At 67.9% G+C, this 13,877-nt stretch carries 16 protein-coding genes; all 16 read left to right on the top strand.

Annotated features, from left to right (window positions below):
- Positions 1-2: 2 nt before the first annotated feature.
- The 16 genes from dnaB (at position 3) to moaA (ending at position 13,760) form a co-directional block, all read left to right on the top strand.
- Positions 3-1,529 carry a replicative DNA helicase gene (gene dnaB, locus O9271_RS13015; protein WP_298270427.1) on the top strand — a complete coding sequence of 509 codons (1,527 nt, stop codon included), beginning with the start codon at positions 3-5 and terminating at the stop codon, positions 1,527-1,529.
- Positions 1,529-2,926, top strand: a complete 1,398-nt coding sequence (gene radA / locus O9271_RS13010; RefSeq protein WP_298270425.1) for a DNA repair protein RadA — start codon at positions 1,529-1,531, stop codon at positions 2,924-2,926. Before dnaB ends, radA begins: the two co-directional genes overlap by 1 nt.
- 55 nt (positions 2,927-2,981) lie before the next feature.
- Positions 2,982-3,767, top strand: coding sequence for a 2-C-methyl-D-erythritol 4-phosphate cytidylyltransferase (ispD, locus tag O9271_RS13005; RefSeq protein WP_298270423.1), 786 nt, complete (start codon positions 2,982-2,984; stop codon positions 3,765-3,767).
- Complete coding sequence (locus tag O9271_RS13000) at positions 3,767-4,447, top strand: L-threonylcarbamoyladenylate synthase (protein WP_298270420.1); 681 nt, start codon at positions 3,767-3,769, stop codon at positions 4,445-4,447. Before ispD ends, O9271_RS13000 begins: the two co-directional genes overlap by 1 nt.
- Positions 4,447-4,902 (top strand): low molecular weight protein arginine phosphatase, encoded by a 456-nt coding sequence (locus O9271_RS12995; protein ID WP_298270417.1) that lies wholly within the window; start codon positions 4,447-4,449, stop codon positions 4,900-4,902. The genes O9271_RS13000 and O9271_RS12995 overlap by 1 nt, the downstream gene beginning before the upstream one ends.
- A gap of 16 nt (positions 4,903-4,918) precedes the next feature.
- On the top strand, positions 4,919-5,794 hold the full coding sequence (locus O9271_RS12990) for a hypothetical protein (RefSeq protein ID WP_298270415.1): 876 nt from the start codon (positions 4,919-4,921) through the stop codon (positions 5,792-5,794).
- Positions 5,795-6,153: 359 nt separating this feature from the next.
- Entirely contained in the window at positions 6,154-6,681 is a 528-nt protein-coding gene (locus O9271_RS12985; RefSeq protein ID WP_298270414.1) for a phosphoribosyltransferase family protein, read from the top strand.
- A 5-nt stretch (positions 6,682-6,686) separates the two neighbouring features.
- Positions 6,687-7,700 carry a type I glyceraldehyde-3-phosphate dehydrogenase gene (gap, locus tag O9271_RS12980; RefSeq protein WP_298270412.1) on the top strand — a complete coding sequence of 338 codons (1,014 nt, stop codon included), beginning with the start codon at positions 6,687-6,689 and terminating at the stop codon, positions 7,698-7,700.
- A gap of 120 nt (positions 7,701-7,820) precedes the next feature.
- On the top strand, positions 7,821-9,017 hold the full coding sequence (locus O9271_RS12975; RefSeq protein WP_298270410.1) for a phosphoglycerate kinase: 1,197 nt from the start codon (positions 7,821-7,823) through the stop codon (positions 9,015-9,017).
- A 27-nt stretch (positions 9,018-9,044) separates the two neighbouring features.
- On the top strand, positions 9,045-9,800 hold the full coding sequence (gene tpiA, locus O9271_RS12970) for a triose-phosphate isomerase (protein WP_298270407.1): 756 nt from the start codon (positions 9,045-9,047) through the stop codon (positions 9,798-9,800).
- 154 nt (positions 9,801-9,954) lie between these two features.
- Positions 9,955-10,350, top strand: a complete 396-nt coding sequence (gene secG, locus O9271_RS12965) for a preprotein translocase subunit SecG (RefSeq protein WP_291263418.1) — start codon at positions 9,955-9,957, stop codon at positions 10,348-10,350.
- 6 nt (positions 10,351-10,356) lie between these two features.
- Positions 10,357-11,469 (top strand): glutamine-hydrolyzing carbamoyl-phosphate synthase small subunit, encoded by a 1,113-nt coding sequence (gene carA, locus O9271_RS12960; protein WP_298270403.1) that lies wholly within the window; start codon positions 10,357-10,359, stop codon positions 11,467-11,469.
- Positions 11,470-11,592: 123 nt separating this feature from the next.
- Positions 11,593-11,937, top strand: a complete 345-nt coding sequence (locus tag O9271_RS12955; RefSeq protein ID WP_298270400.1) for an HU family DNA-binding protein — start codon at positions 11,593-11,595, stop codon at positions 11,935-11,937.
- A 131-nt stretch (positions 11,938-12,068) separates the two neighbouring features.
- Complete coding sequence (locus O9271_RS12950) at positions 12,069-12,311, top strand: MoaD/ThiS family protein (RefSeq protein ID WP_298270398.1); 243 nt, start codon at positions 12,069-12,071, stop codon at positions 12,309-12,311.
- A 4-nt stretch (positions 12,312-12,315) separates the two neighbouring features.
- Positions 12,316-12,789 (top strand): molybdenum cofactor biosynthesis protein MoaE, encoded by a 474-nt coding sequence (locus O9271_RS12945; RefSeq protein WP_298270395.1) that lies wholly within the window; start codon positions 12,316-12,318, stop codon positions 12,787-12,789.
- Positions 12,789-13,760, top strand: coding sequence for a GTP 3',8-cyclase MoaA (moaA, locus tag O9271_RS12940; protein WP_298270393.1), 972 nt, complete (start codon positions 12,789-12,791; stop codon positions 13,758-13,760). The genes O9271_RS12945 and moaA overlap by 1 nt, the downstream gene beginning before the upstream one ends.
- Positions 13,761-13,877: the final 117 nt, after the last annotated feature.

Raw genomic sequence — 13,877 nt, 5'->3', positions numbered from 1 at the left:
AGATGACCAGCCTTGCCGTGACGACCGGCAGCAACGGCGGCGTCCAGGCGGCCACCGCGTCGCGCGATCCGTACAAGGAGCGGCGACCGCCCTGGTCGGAAGAGGCCGAGCAGGCCGTCCTGGGGGCCATGCTGCTCGACGCGGACGCGATCCTCCGCGCCGGCGAGCACGTGGACGACACCATGTTCTACCGCGAGGGGCATCGCCGGCTGTTCCGGGCCATGCTGGCAATTACCGAACGCGGCAGTGTCGTCGATCCGCTCACACTGGCTGACGAACTGGAACGGCGCGGGGAGCTGGAACACGCCGGCGGCCGCGAGTATCTGGCCTTCCTGCTCGACGCCGTGCCCACGGTCGCCAACGTGGAGTATCACGCGAAGATCGTGAAGGAAAAGGCGTTGCTGCGCCGGCTCATCGAAGTGAGCACCGAGATTGTGCAGGAGGCGTTCGAAGGGCGCATCACCGCCGGTGATCTGCTCGACAACGCCGAGTCGCGCATCTTCTCTCTTGGCCAGAGCAAGGAAAAGGGGGGCTTCGCCCGCATCAAGGAGCTGCTCTGGCCCGCCATGGAGAAGCTCGAACTGCTCGCACAACGCGATCAGGCGGTCACCGGCGTACCCACGGGGTTCGTGGAACTCGACCACATGACCTCGGGGCTCCAGCCAGCCGATCTCGTGATCGTGGCCGCCCGTCCGTCCATGGGCAAGACGGCCTTCACGCTCAACATTGCGCAGCACGCCGCGATCACCGCCAAGGTCCCGGTGGCGTTCTTTTCGCTCGAAATGAGCAAGGAGTCGCTGGTCCAGCGTATGCTGGCGGCGGAGGCACTCATTGACGCCCAGGCGCTGCGTAAAGGTGGGAGGGCGCTCGACGAATCGATGCCACGTCTGGCTCAGGCTGCGGGTATCCTGAGTCATGCGCCCATCTACATCGACGACACCCCCGGCATTACCCTGCTCGACATGCGCGCCAAGGCGCGCCGGCTCAAGGCCGAGCACGATCTCGGCCTCATCATCGTGGACTACCTGCAGCTCATGACGGGGCCGGCGGGCGTGGAGAACCGGCAGCAGGAAGTGTCGCAGATCTCGCGCGGCCTCAAGGCGCTCGCGAAGGAGCTCAGCGTACCGGTGGTGGCGCTGTCCCAGCTCTCGCGTGCCCCCGAACAGCGCACCGGCGACGACAAGGGACGCCCGCAGCTCTCCGACCTGCGTGAGTCGGGCGCCATCGAACAGGACGCCGACGTGATCATGTTCATCTTCCGGCAGGAAGTGTATGCCGAGCGAGACGAGAATGGTCGCCTCAAGGATCCGAGCATCGAGGGACGCGCGGAGATCATCATCGGCAAGCAGCGCAATGGTCCGATCGGGAGCGCCCGGCTGTTCTACCATAAGCAATACACCCGGTTCGACAACTTCTCACCCCGACAGCCGCCGCCGGAATACGGGGGCGGCGGGTATGGTGGCGGAGGCTTCGGTGGGCCCAAGCTGGTGAAGGGCGGCGACGACGACTTCGGGGGTACGCCGTTCTGATGGCGAAGGCGAAGACCGTGTACGCCTGCACCGAGTGCGGGGCGCAGTTCCCCAAGTGGGCGGGGCGTTGCGACTCGTGCGGGGCATGGAACACGCTGGCCGAGGAAGTCGTGGCCACGGTCCCCACGAGCAAGCGGACACAGGCCCGCCAATCGGCGGGCGTCGCCGGCAGCACGGTGGCGCTCGGTCGGGTCACGACGGCGGACACACCGCGGTATCGTACGGGGCTCGACGAATTCGACTTCGTGCTGGGTGGCGGCATCGTGCCCGGCAGCATGGTGCTCGTGGGCGGGGAACCGGGCATCGGCAAGAGCACGCTGCTGCTGCAGGTGGCGGCCCGGTTGCAGGGCGCGGGGCATCCCACGTTGTACGTCTCCGGAGAAGAGAGCGCGCTGCAGGTGCGGCTCCGCGCCGATCGCCTGGCGGAGGATGCGAGCAGTGTCTCGTTGCTGACGGAAACGTCGTTGGAAACCATCCTGGCGACGGCCGCGCAGCCGGCTGCCGATGGACGCGCGGTGCGCTGCGTGATCGTGGACTCCATTCAGACGGTGCACACCGAACTGCTGGAAGGTGCACCGGGCAACGTGGGGCAGGTGCGCGAATGCGCGGCGCGACTCATGCGGTTCGCCAAGGACACCAACACCACGGTGTTCGTCATCGGGCACGTGACGAAGGGTGGCGGCATTGCCGGGCCGAAAACGCTCGAGCACATCGTGGATACGGTGCTGTACTTCGAGGGCGACGGCACGCTCGATCATCGCGTCCTGCGCGCCACGAAGAACCGCTTCGGCAGTGTCGACGAAATCGGCGTCTTCCGCATGGTGGGCAGCGGGCTCGTGCCGGTGGAGAATCCGTCGGCCCTGTTCCTGGGGGATCGTCGTGACGTGGCCAGCGGCAGTGCCGTCTGCGCCCTCATGGAAGGCACGCGCCCCGTGCTCGTGGAGGTGCAGGCACTGGCCGCGCGCGCCGGCTTCGGCACGCCGCAGCGCGTGGCCAACGGTATCGATTCACGACGCCTCGCGCTGCTGCTGGCGGTGCTCGACAAACGCGGCGGCATCTCCTGCGCACAGCTCGATGTCTTCTGCAACATCGTGGGCGGCATGCGGGTGCAGGAGCCCGGCGTGGACCTGGCCATCGCAGCGGCGCTCGCGTCCAGCGTCGTGGACCGGCCACTGCCCGCGCAGGCCATCTTTCTCGGCGAGCTGGGGCTGGGGGGCGAGGTACGCCCCGTGTCGCAGGCCGAACGCCGCCTCACCGAGGCCGCCAAGCTGGGGATGACCACGGCATACCTGTCGGACCGTGCCGTGCCGCGCCGTGCACCGGGCGACATGCAGCTCATTGGCGTGCGCACGCTCTCCGACGTGCTGCAACGCACGGTGGGCAAGGACGCGGCATGACCCCCACGCGCTTGCGGCCGTACCCGATCCTTCACCGCCTTTCCCTCGGTCCTGCATGAGCGATACCGAACTGCCGCCACCGCGTCGCGTCATTCCGCCGCCGGTCATCGCCTCGCGCGGTGAAGTGACGACCAAGGATAGGGGAGTGGCGCGCGATGTCGGCGTGGTCATTGTCGCGGGCGGATCCGGTTCGCGAACCGGCAGCACCGAACTCAAGCAGTTCCGGTGGGTGTCGGGCAAGCCAGCGCTGCTGCACAGTGTACAGGCATTCATGGCGCGCCCGGACGTGGGCGTGGTGGTGGTCGTCCTCCCGAAAGCGTACGCTGCCGATCCGCCGCCCTGGCTGTTTCAGTGCGATGTGGACCGGCTGCTGGTCTCGGTGGGCGGGCGCGAGCGGCACGAGAGCGTCGTGAACGGTCTCGAGGATCTCCCTGAGGAGATCGCCATTGCGGTCGTGCACGATGCGGCCCGTCCCTTGATCACCGATGCCACGATCGACCGCGTCATTGCCGAGGCGCGGCTCGGGCGCGGGGCCATCGCGGCGCTCCCCGTGGTGGACACGCTCAAGGAAGTGGACGAGCAGGGGCGCATTGTGCGCACCGTCGATCGGGCGCGCCTCTGGCGGGCCCAGACACCGCAGGCCTTTCCCCGGGAGATGCTGGAGCAGGCACATGTCGCCGCGCGGCGTGATGGCATTGGCGCGACCGATGACGCGGCGCTCTGCGAGCGGCTCGGCTTCGAGGTGGTGGTGGTGCGGGGGAGCGAACGGGGCATGAAGATCACGGAAGAGGCCGACTTCGCTCGCGCCGACGCGCTCAGCCTGCTCGCGGACGAACCGTGATGTCGTGGACCGATCGCAGCGAGATGACCGTGCCGTTCTGGTCTCCGGCCGAGATCGACGGCGCGCTGCGTGGCATCGTTGCGCACCTCGCCGAGCAGCGTGTGCTGGCGTATCCCACGGAAACGGTCTACGGGTTCGGGACGGCGGTCGATCAGGGCTCCATCGACGCGCTCGTTCGCATGAAGGGGCGTCCGCCTGGAAAGCCGTTTCTGCTGCTCATTGGCGATCCCCAGCAGGTGAATCGGCTCGACCTCCACCTGCCACCGTATGCGGCGCACCTTGCCGCGCGCTTCTGGCCCGGTCCGCTCACCCTGGTACTCCCTGGTGGCGATGGCAGGGTTCCGCCGCGTCTGCGCGGTCCCGAAGGCGGCGTCGCAGTCCGCTTCACGCCGCATGTCGGTCTGCAGCGTCTGCTGCGTTTCTATGGTGAACCGATCACCAGTACGAGTGCCAACCGACCGGGGGTCCCGCCGGCCATGGCAGCGTCCGAGATCACCGCGCAGTGGCCCGAGGAGATTCGGGCGGGACTGCTGCATGTGCTGGACGGTGGTCGGCTGGTCCCGTCCGCGCCGTCCACGGTCGTGGACTGCACCGGACGGCGGCCACGTGTCATTCGACCCGGTGTCCTGTCGGCACCGGTGCTGCGCGCCATCGTCCCCGATCTGGTGGGAGATACCTGATGCATCTGCTCTTCGTGTGCACCGGCAATACCTGTCGCAGCCCCATGGCCGAAGTCATCGCGCGGCGCCTGTTTGCCGCGCGCAACGTGCCGGACGTGACGATCGGCAGTGCAGGTACGAGCGCCTGGCCCGGTTCGCCGGCATCCGACGGGGCCCTGCTGGTGGCGCTCGAGCATGGTATCACCCTCGGTGAGCACCGGGCGCGCCAGCTGTCGCCGGAGCTGGTGGCATCGGCCGACCTCATCCTGACCATGGGGCCGCACCATCTCGAGCGGGCGGAAGCGCTGGGGGGTACGGGGCGATCGTACCTGCTCACCGGCTATGTGGCCGGCAATGGCCACCCTGTGAGCGACCCCTTCGGTGGCGATCTCGCGGTGTACCGCGCGACCTACGAGGAACTGGAGCGGGAGATCGCGGCCATCGTGGAGAAGGTGGCCGAACAGCGTCCCTCGTGAACCGGCGCGGCTAACGATGCGCGAGGTCGTCGAGCCGCGAGCACGGGAGGCGCCGTCCGCACTGGTCATCGTGGGGCAACCGGTGGCGCAGTCGCTGTCGCCGACGTTGCAGAATGCGGCCTTGCGCCACGCCGGGCGCGCGGTCGTGTATACCCGTTGCGACGTGGCCTCCACGGCGCTGGGGCCAGCGGTGGATGATCTGCGGCGCGCCCGCACGGGCGGCAATGTCACGATGCCGCACAAGGAGGCCATGTTCACGCTCGCCGCGCACACCACGGCGGCCGCGGAGCGCACGCGCGCGGTGAATACCTTCTGGTGGGACGGTGACACGCTGGTGGGACATAACACCGACGTCGATGGGGTCATGGCCACGGTTGCCGCCCTGTGCAGCGGCGGCGTACACGGAGACGTGGTGGTGCTGGGAGCAGGCGGGGCAGCGGCGGCGGTGCTGGTGGCGCTGGCACTGTCGCCATTGACGCGCGACGCGCGGGTGCTCGTCGCGTCGCGTACCCGCTCTCGCGCCGAACGGTTGGTGGCGCTGGCCGGCGGCCGGACCACGGCTTTGGCGCACATGACCGACGTGCCTTGGGCCCAGGCGGGGCTGGTGGTGAATGCCACGCCAGCGGGGATGCGCGACAGCGACGACGTGCCGGTGCCGGTGGAGTCCCTCCCCGCGCACACGGCGGTCTTCGATCTGGTCTACCGCCGTGAGGGGACCGCGTGGGTCCGTGATGCCAAGGCGCGGGGACTGCCCGCCGAAGACGGGCTGCGCATGCTGGTGGAGCAGGGCGCCGCCGCGTTTGCCTGCTGGTTCGGCGAGCCGCCGTCGCGTGACGTGATGTGGCACGCGTTGGGCGTGCCACGCCCGGACGCGCGCGCGCCACGACCGTGAGCCGCCCTCGGGTGTCGAGTGCTGCGGGAAGTCGACCGGTGACCCAGGTCGAGGGAGCGTCCTCGTGGTGGCAGACGCTGGCAACCGGTGCATTCGATCTCCTCCTGCCAGGCGCGTGCGTCTGCTGCCGACGTGCGCACCGCCCCGACGGTAACGGCATCGTGTGCGGCCTCTGCCTGGCTCAGCTGGTGCCGTTGACGCTGCCGCAGTGCGCGCGATGTGGCCATCCGCGCCTTTCCCTCGCGGTGCCAATGCCTCCGGGCCCCATGGCGAGCGCGGCCCCCCCGGCAGCGCTGCCCGCCTGCCGTTGGTGCTCTCGCCTCGCCCCCGCGCTTCGCGCCGTCCGGTCGGTCACCCGCATGGACACGGGCACCGGTGCCGATCTCGTGCATGCGCTCAAGTACGGGGGCTGGACACGGGTGGCCCAGCCCATGGCCGCCCGCATGGCCCGCCTCGATTGGCCGCGTGATGTGGTGGACGAGCGCGCGGCCCTGATTCCCATCCCGCTCGGCCGTGACCGCCTGCGCGAGCGCGGGTACAACCAGGCGGCGTGTCTGGCAATGGCCCTCGCCGCGCATTGGCGCGTGCCCGTCTGGGCGGACACACTCGTGCGTACGCGCGACACGCAGTCGCAAGTGCGGTTGACACCTTCCGACCGCGCGCGCAACGTTTCCGGGGCGTTCGTGGTGCCCGATCACCATCGGGCATCGCTTCACGATCGGCATGTGGTGCTGGTCGACGACGTCATCACGACCGCCGCGACGGTCAACGCCGCCGTGGAAGCGCTGCAAGAAGGCGGCGCCCGCATCATCAGCTGTGTGACCTTCGGACGGGCGCCCGATCCTGGCGACCGTGCCGCTCCCGACTCTGACTTCATCCGGAACTGACACGAATGGTTCTTCGCGTTGGCATCAACGGCTTCGGCCGCATCGGCCGCCAGGTGCTGCGTGCCGCCAAGCAGCAGGGCGTCGCCGACATCGACTTCGTTGCCATCAACGACCTCACCGACACCAAGACCCTCGCGCACCTCTTCAAGTACGACTCGGTGCACGGCAAGTACGACGGGCAGGTGAGCGCCGATGCCGATGGCATCACCATCGACGGCGACAAGGTCAAGATTCTCGCCGAGCGTGATCCGGCGAAGCTCCCCTGGAAGGACCTGGGCGTCGACATCGTGCTCGAGTCCACGGGCCGATTCACCGACGCGAAGGACGCGGTGAAGCACATCGAAGGCGGTGCGAAGAAGGTGATCATTTCGGCGCCGGCAACGAACGAGGACATCACGGTCGTGATGGGGGTGAACAGCGACAAGTACGATCCGTCGGCGCACCACATCATCTCCAACGCTTCGTGCACCACCAACTGCCTCGCGCCCATGGTCAAGGTGATTCGTGAGGCGTTCGGCTTCGTGCACGGCTCGATGGTCACCATTCACAGCTACACCAACGACCAGAGCATCCTCGACCTGCCGCACAAGGATTTGCGTCGCGCGCGCGCGGCGGCCGTGAGCATGATCCCCACCACCACCGGCGCTGCCAAGGCCACCTCGCTCGTGATCCCCGAAGTGAAGGGGAAGATCGACGGTGTGGCCGTGCGGGTGCCCACCCCGGACGTGTCGCTCACGGACCTCACGTGCATCGTGGACCGTGCCGTCACGAAGGACGAGGTGAATGCGGCCTTCAAGGCGGCATCGGAAAGCGGCGCGCTCGAAGGCATTCTTGGCTATAGCACCGAACCGCTCGTCTCGGTCGACTACATCGGCAATCCCTTCTCCTGCACGCTCGACGCGGGCAGCACCATCGTCATCAACGGCACGATGGTGAAGGTGTCGGGCTGGTATGACAACGAGTGGGGCTATTCGTCGCGCTGCGTCGACCTGCTGCGCTACGTCGGTTCGCGACTCTGATTCCAGTATCGCGTCCTCTGCGTCAGCGCTGGCGCGGAGGACGCGGAGTCACGGAGGCCGCAGAGTTTACCCGATGGGCACTCTGCGGCCTCCGTGCCGTTGTCCTCCTTTCGACTTCCGATGAGCACCAAGACCATTCGTGACCTGTCGCCGGCCGAGCTCCACGGGAAGCGCGCGCTCGTGCGCGTGGACTTCAACGTGCCGCTCGACGAGGCCGGCACCGTCGCCGACGACACGCGCATCGTGGCCGCCCTGCCGACGATCACCACGCTGCTCGATGGTGGGGCCCGTGTTGTTCTGATGGCGCACTTCGGCCGCCCCAAGGGGGCGCCCGACCCCCGCTATACGCTGGCGCCAGTGGCCACGCGGCTGGCCGAGCTGCTGCCGCGTCCCGTGCACTTCCTCGACGTGACCGTCGGTGAGCGTGCCGTGAAAGCCACGCAGAATCTGGCGGCCGGCGAAGTGCTGCTGCTCGAGAACACGCGGTTCCTCGTCGGCGAGGAGCAGAACGACGAAGCGTTGTCGTACCAGCTGGCCCAGCTGGGCGATTTCTATGTGAACGACGCCTTTGGCGCGGCACACCGCGCCCATGCGAGCACGGCGGGAGTGGCCAAGTTCTGTCGTCCGGCCGTGGCAGGGCTGCTGATGGAGAAGGAGCTGGCCTATCTGGGGGGGGCGCTGGCGGCGCCACAGCGTCCGTTCGTTGCCATCCTCGGCGGCTCCAAGATCAGCGGAAAGATCGACGTGGTGGAGGCGCTGTTGCCCAAGGTGGACAAGCTGCTCATTGGCGGTGCCATGGCCTGCACCTTCTTCCGGGCCATGGGTTTCGAAACGGGGAACTCGCTGGTGGAACCCGATCGCCTCGAGATGGCCAAGGAGCTGCTGGCGCGCGCCGGCGACAAGCTGGTGCTGCCGGAGGACGCCACGATTGCGCCGTCCATGGACGCGGGCGCGCAGGCCAGCGCCGTAGATCGTGACGCCATCCCCGTCGGTCAGGCCATGTTCGATATCGGCCCGAAGAGCGTGGCCCAGTACTGTGCGCTCGTGGAAGGGGCGCGCACCGTGCTCTGGAACGGCCCCATGGGGGTCTTCGAGAAGCCACCATTCGATGCCGGAACCCGGGCCGTTGCCGAAGCCATGGCCAGGGCCACGGCGCAGGGGGCCACCACGATCATTGGCGGCGGCGATAGCGCGGCGGCGGTGGCGGACGCGGGTTTGGACTCGCAAATGAGCCACGTTTCAACCGGCGGCGGTGCGTCGCTGGAATTCCTCGAAGGCAAGGACCTTCCCGGTGTCAGCGCGCTCGACGCGCGCTGACCGCCGTTCTTTCTCCCGGATTCATTCATGCATCGCAAGCCGGTCCTCGCGGCCAACTGGAAGCTCAATCACACCCCCAACGACGCCCGCGCCTTCCTGCAACGGTTTCTCGCGCAGGTGCCCAAGCTCAACGAGCGAACGCTGGTCTTCTTCCCGTCGGCCTTGACCGTGGGCACCGTCATCGAGGGGCTGAAGGACCGCCCTGAGATCTGGGTCGGGGTGCAGAACGTGCACGGCGAGGCGCAGGGGGCCTTCACCGGAGAGAATTCCGTCCTGATGGCGCGCGACATCGGCGCGCGAGTCGTACTGGTCGGGCATTCCGAACGCCGGCACGTGTTCGGCGAGAGCGATGCGCACACCACCAAGAAGATGGCACTGGTCGCCCAGGCTCGCCTTACCCCGATGCTGTGCGTGGGGGAGACGCTTGAGGAACGCGAGGCGGGGCGCACCGGCGAGGTGGTGGAGCGGCAGTTGGCGGCTGGCCTGGCTGGGTTGGAAGACGGGCAGGTTGCGGGCATCATGCTGGCCTACGAGCCCGTCTGGGCCATCGGCACGGGACGTACTGCGACGCCTGCCGACGCGTCCGAGATTCACGGGGTGCTACGTCGAGCACTCGTCTCTCGTGTCGGCGACAAGGCTGCGGCAGGGATCCCCATTCTCTACGGCGGGTCGGTCAACCGCGGCAATGCCTCCCAGCTGCTCGCGGCCCCCGATGTGGACGGCTTGCTGGTGGGCGGTGCCTCGCTCGACGCTGACAGCTGGGCGAGCATCGTGCGCGCCTGAGGGGGCTCCGGTGCGCATCGCGTGAGCGGCAGGGCAAGCGCTGACGGCGAAAGCACTTGCCCCGGCCGCGCGACTCGGCGATTTTACGAGGCTGCAGCGGATTCCCCGCTGCTCCATCTCTCGGTCATTCGTACCGGAACTCCGGCTCCGCGACATGTACACGTTTCTGCTGATCCTGCTCATCCTCGACGCCGTCGTGCTCGCCGTGGCGGTCCTCCTCCAGTCGGGCAAGGGGGGCGGTCTGGCTGCCAGCTTTGGTGGAGCGAGCTCCTCGTCGGATTCGCTCATCGGGACACGTCAGGCGGGCAACCTGCTCACCAAGGCGTCGTGGTGGTGCGGGGGCATCTTCCTTGGCCTCGCGTTCATCCTGCAGATCATGTCGAGCCGCTCGGCGGCACCCAAGTCGGTGCTCGACAAGCTCGCCGCGCCGGCGGCGGCGCCCGCTGCGCCAGCGGGTGGCAATCGCACCGCCGCACCAGCAGCGCCGCTGACCCAGCAGGCGGCACCGGCCACACCGGCCGCGCCCGCCTCGCCTGACAGCAGCAAGTAAGCCGAGGTGGCTACGCTGTCGCAGAAGGGGTTCCTCCTCCTCGAGGACGGAACCCTTTTTCACGGCCGACTCGTGGGGCCCGCCGAGCCGACGGTTGCGGAGGTCGTCTTCACGACCAACATGACCGGCTATCAGGAGACGTTCTCCGATCCGTCCTTCCGGGGGCAGATCGTCGTCATGACCGCGCCGCAGATTGGGAACTACGGTATCAATACCGAAGACCCCGAGTCGGCGCGTCCGCAGGTTGCCGGCGTGATCTGCCGTGAGTTGTCGCCCACGTACTCCAACTGGCGCGCTACCGGCAGCCTGCCTGAGTGGCTGGGCGCCGCTGCGGTGCCCGTGCTGACCGAAGTCGACACGCGTCGGCTGACCAAGCATCTGCGCAGCGTTGGCGTGATGCGCGGGGTGATCGGCGCCGGGGAGACACCCGGCAAGGACGCACTGGCTGCGCTCGACGCGTGTCCAAGCATGGCCGGACTCGATCTCGCCTCGGTGGTGTCCACGCGCGAGCCGTACGAATGGGGCCAGGCGGACGCGCCGTACCACGTCGTGGCGTACGACTACGGTATCAAGCGCAACATCCTGCGCCTCTTCGATGCGCACGGCATTCGGGTGACCGTCGTGCCCTCGGACATGCCGGCCAACGATGTGCTCGCCATGAACCCCGACGGGGTCTTCCTTTCCAATGGTCCCGGCGACCCGGAGGCGGTGACCTACGCCCCCGCGGCGATCAGGGAGATCGCGGACCAGCGCGTCCCCATGTTCGGCATTTGCCTGGGCCATCAGCTGCTCGGCATCAGCTTTGGCGGGCGTACCGCCAAAATGCCGTTCGGACATCGGGGTGGGAATCAGCCGGTCAAGGATCTGGAAACCGGTCAGGTGCTCATCACCTCCCAGAACCACGGGTTTGCCGTGGTCGGCTCCCCCGACGGGGTCGAAGGGGCTCCGGATCTGGCGGTCACGCATATCAACCTGAATGACGGGACGGTGGAGGGGCTCAAGCATCGGCGCCTTCCCGTGTTCGCCGTCCAGTATCACCCCGAGGCAGCGCCGGGGCCTCACGATGCGGTTCCGCTGTTCGACCAGTTTCTCACGGCGCTGAGAAATCGTCGAGGGTGAGATGGCCCAAACGCTTGACTGATAAGCACTAAGGCCATACGTTCGCTGTCGCAATGCTTCGCGGGCACCGAGCCGTTGCTTGGTGCCCGTGGTGTTTCTGCCCTGAATCTCTCCGCCCGCAACATGACCAAAGCCGATCTGGTCGAGAACGTCACGGCTCGTATCGCCCGAACCGCCGGTCCGACCATCTCCAAGAAGGACTGTGCGCGCGTCGTGGATGCGTTCCTCGATGCCATCAAGGAAGCGCTTCAGGAGCAGAAGAACATCGAGGTTCGCGGCTTCGGGACCTTCAAGATCCGCCAGCGCAAGACCCGCATGGCGCGCAACCCGCGTACGGGGTCTCCCGTCGAAGTGTCGGCGCGCCCCGTGCCGGTGTTCAAGCCCAGCAAGGAGCTGCGCGCCATGGTCGCCGGTATCGAGGCCCATCTGCTCGACGACGACGGCGACGACGACATGCACGACAGCTGAGCCGTGCGTGTCGCGGCCCCAGCGGTTCCGGGTCCCCGATCCTTGATCGGGGGCCCTTTTGCATCGGGGGTGCGCCTCGGCGGGCGTGGCGTGGAACGAAGCGCCCCTCCACGTACTATCTTGCGATTGACATGACCGTCCCCGTCCTGCTCTTCGCATCGTATGCCGACGCGTTCGGCGCCCGGAAGCTGCTCGTGCCCGTAGAGGCACCGTGCGCTGTCGCCGAACTCGTGGCCGCCCTGCGGACCATGCCGGGGGGAGACCGACTGCCGGCATCACCGCTGGTGGCGGTGAACCAGGCGTTCGCCGCCCCCGATCGGATTGTCGGGGCAGCCGACGAGGTCGCGCTGATTCCCCCCGTTGCCGGCGGGTGAGCGGATGCCTTCGCGCATGGACACGGGCGTGCTGCACGCGGCAATCGTCACGGCCCCCATCGACGTGGGGCACCTCGTCGCGAAAGCGCAGGCGGCGGGGGTCGGTGCGCTCTCGGTGTTTCTCGGTACCGTGCGCGACCTCAACGACGGGCGCCCGGTCACCGGCATGGACTACGAAGCCTACGAGTCCATGGCGGCCAGCGAGCTCGCGGCTGTGGCGCGCGAGGTCTGCGAGGCGACGCCTGGGCTCCGGGTCACCATCGAGCATCGTATCGGCCCCCTGAGCGTGGGCGAAGTGAGCGTGGCGATCGTCGCCGCGCACGCGCACCGCGGCCCGGCGCTCGATGGCGCGCGGGCGATCATCGAGTCGCTCAAGCAGCGCGTGCCCATCTGGAAGCGCGAGCATTATGTCGATGGGGAACGCGCATGGGTCGACCCGACTCGTGCCACCGGCCCCCTGGCATCCGGAGGGAGCTGATGCGCGATCAGTTCGGGCGCAGCATCGAGTATCTGCGTATTTCGGTCACCGACCGCTGCAACTTCCGCTGCCAGTACTGCATGCCGGTCGAGGGGCTGCCGTGGCTTCCCAAGCAGGAGATACTGCGCTACGAAGAGATCGTGGAGGTCGTGCGGCAGCTGGCGCCGCTCGGTTTGCGCCGACTGCGCATTACGGGCGGGGAACCCACCATCCGCCCGGATCTCGTCACACTGGTGGCGCAGCTCAAGGCCATTGCTGGGGTCGAGGACATCGCCCTCTCCACCAACGGCGTGAAGTTGCCGGTCATGGCCCGGGATCTGGCCCGTGCGGGGCTCGACCGTGTGAACATCAGCGCTGACTCGCTGCGCCCGGAGCGGGTGGTCGAGATTGCGCGCCGCGACCTGGGCTTCGACCTGGTCACGGCGGCCCTCGCGGCGCAGGAGGCCGGGCTCGCGCCCATCAAGATCAACATGGTGGTCATGCGCGGCATCAACGACGATGAGGTCGTGGAGTTCGCCGCGCTTACACGGCAGCACCCGTGGCATGTACGCTTCATCGAGCTGATGCCCGTGGGTGAGCTCCGGGAGCTGACCTGGGATCACGTGGTGCCGAGCGCCGAGATCCTGGCGCGCATTCGGTCCCTGGGGGCATTGCACGAGGATGCCGGTCCGCCGCGCGGGAATGGGCCGGCCGTCTACCATCGTTTTGACGGGGCGCCGGGCACCGTGGGGGTAATCACCCCCATGACCCACACGTATTGCTCCACCTGCAACCGTGTGCGCCTGACCGCCGACGGCCGGCTCCGTACCTGTCTGTTCGGCGACCATGAGGTGCCGCTGCGCGACGCGTTGCGGCGCGGCGAACCGCTGCGTCCTCTCTTTGAAAAGGCGCTCGCGGAGAAGCCCAAGGAGCACGCCCTGCTGCAAATGCAGGTGGGTGGCCTGCGTGCGTTGAGCCAGGTCGGCGGTTGATTCCCGAGGCGGATTGGACCGTTTCGTCCGCATTGCTCGGCCGTGTGCACCGCTCTATGTTGCGAAAACGACACTCCCTGAACGCCGCGCACGCAGTAACCAGCTAACCTGGTTTTC

The sequence above is a fragment of the Gemmatimonas sp. genome (assembly GCF_027531815.1).
GTDB lineage: Bacteria > Gemmatimonadota > Gemmatimonadetes > Gemmatimonadales > Gemmatimonadaceae > Gemmatimonas.
Note: the sequence above shows the minus strand (reverse complement) of the source record. Positions and strands in the feature narration are given on the sequence as shown.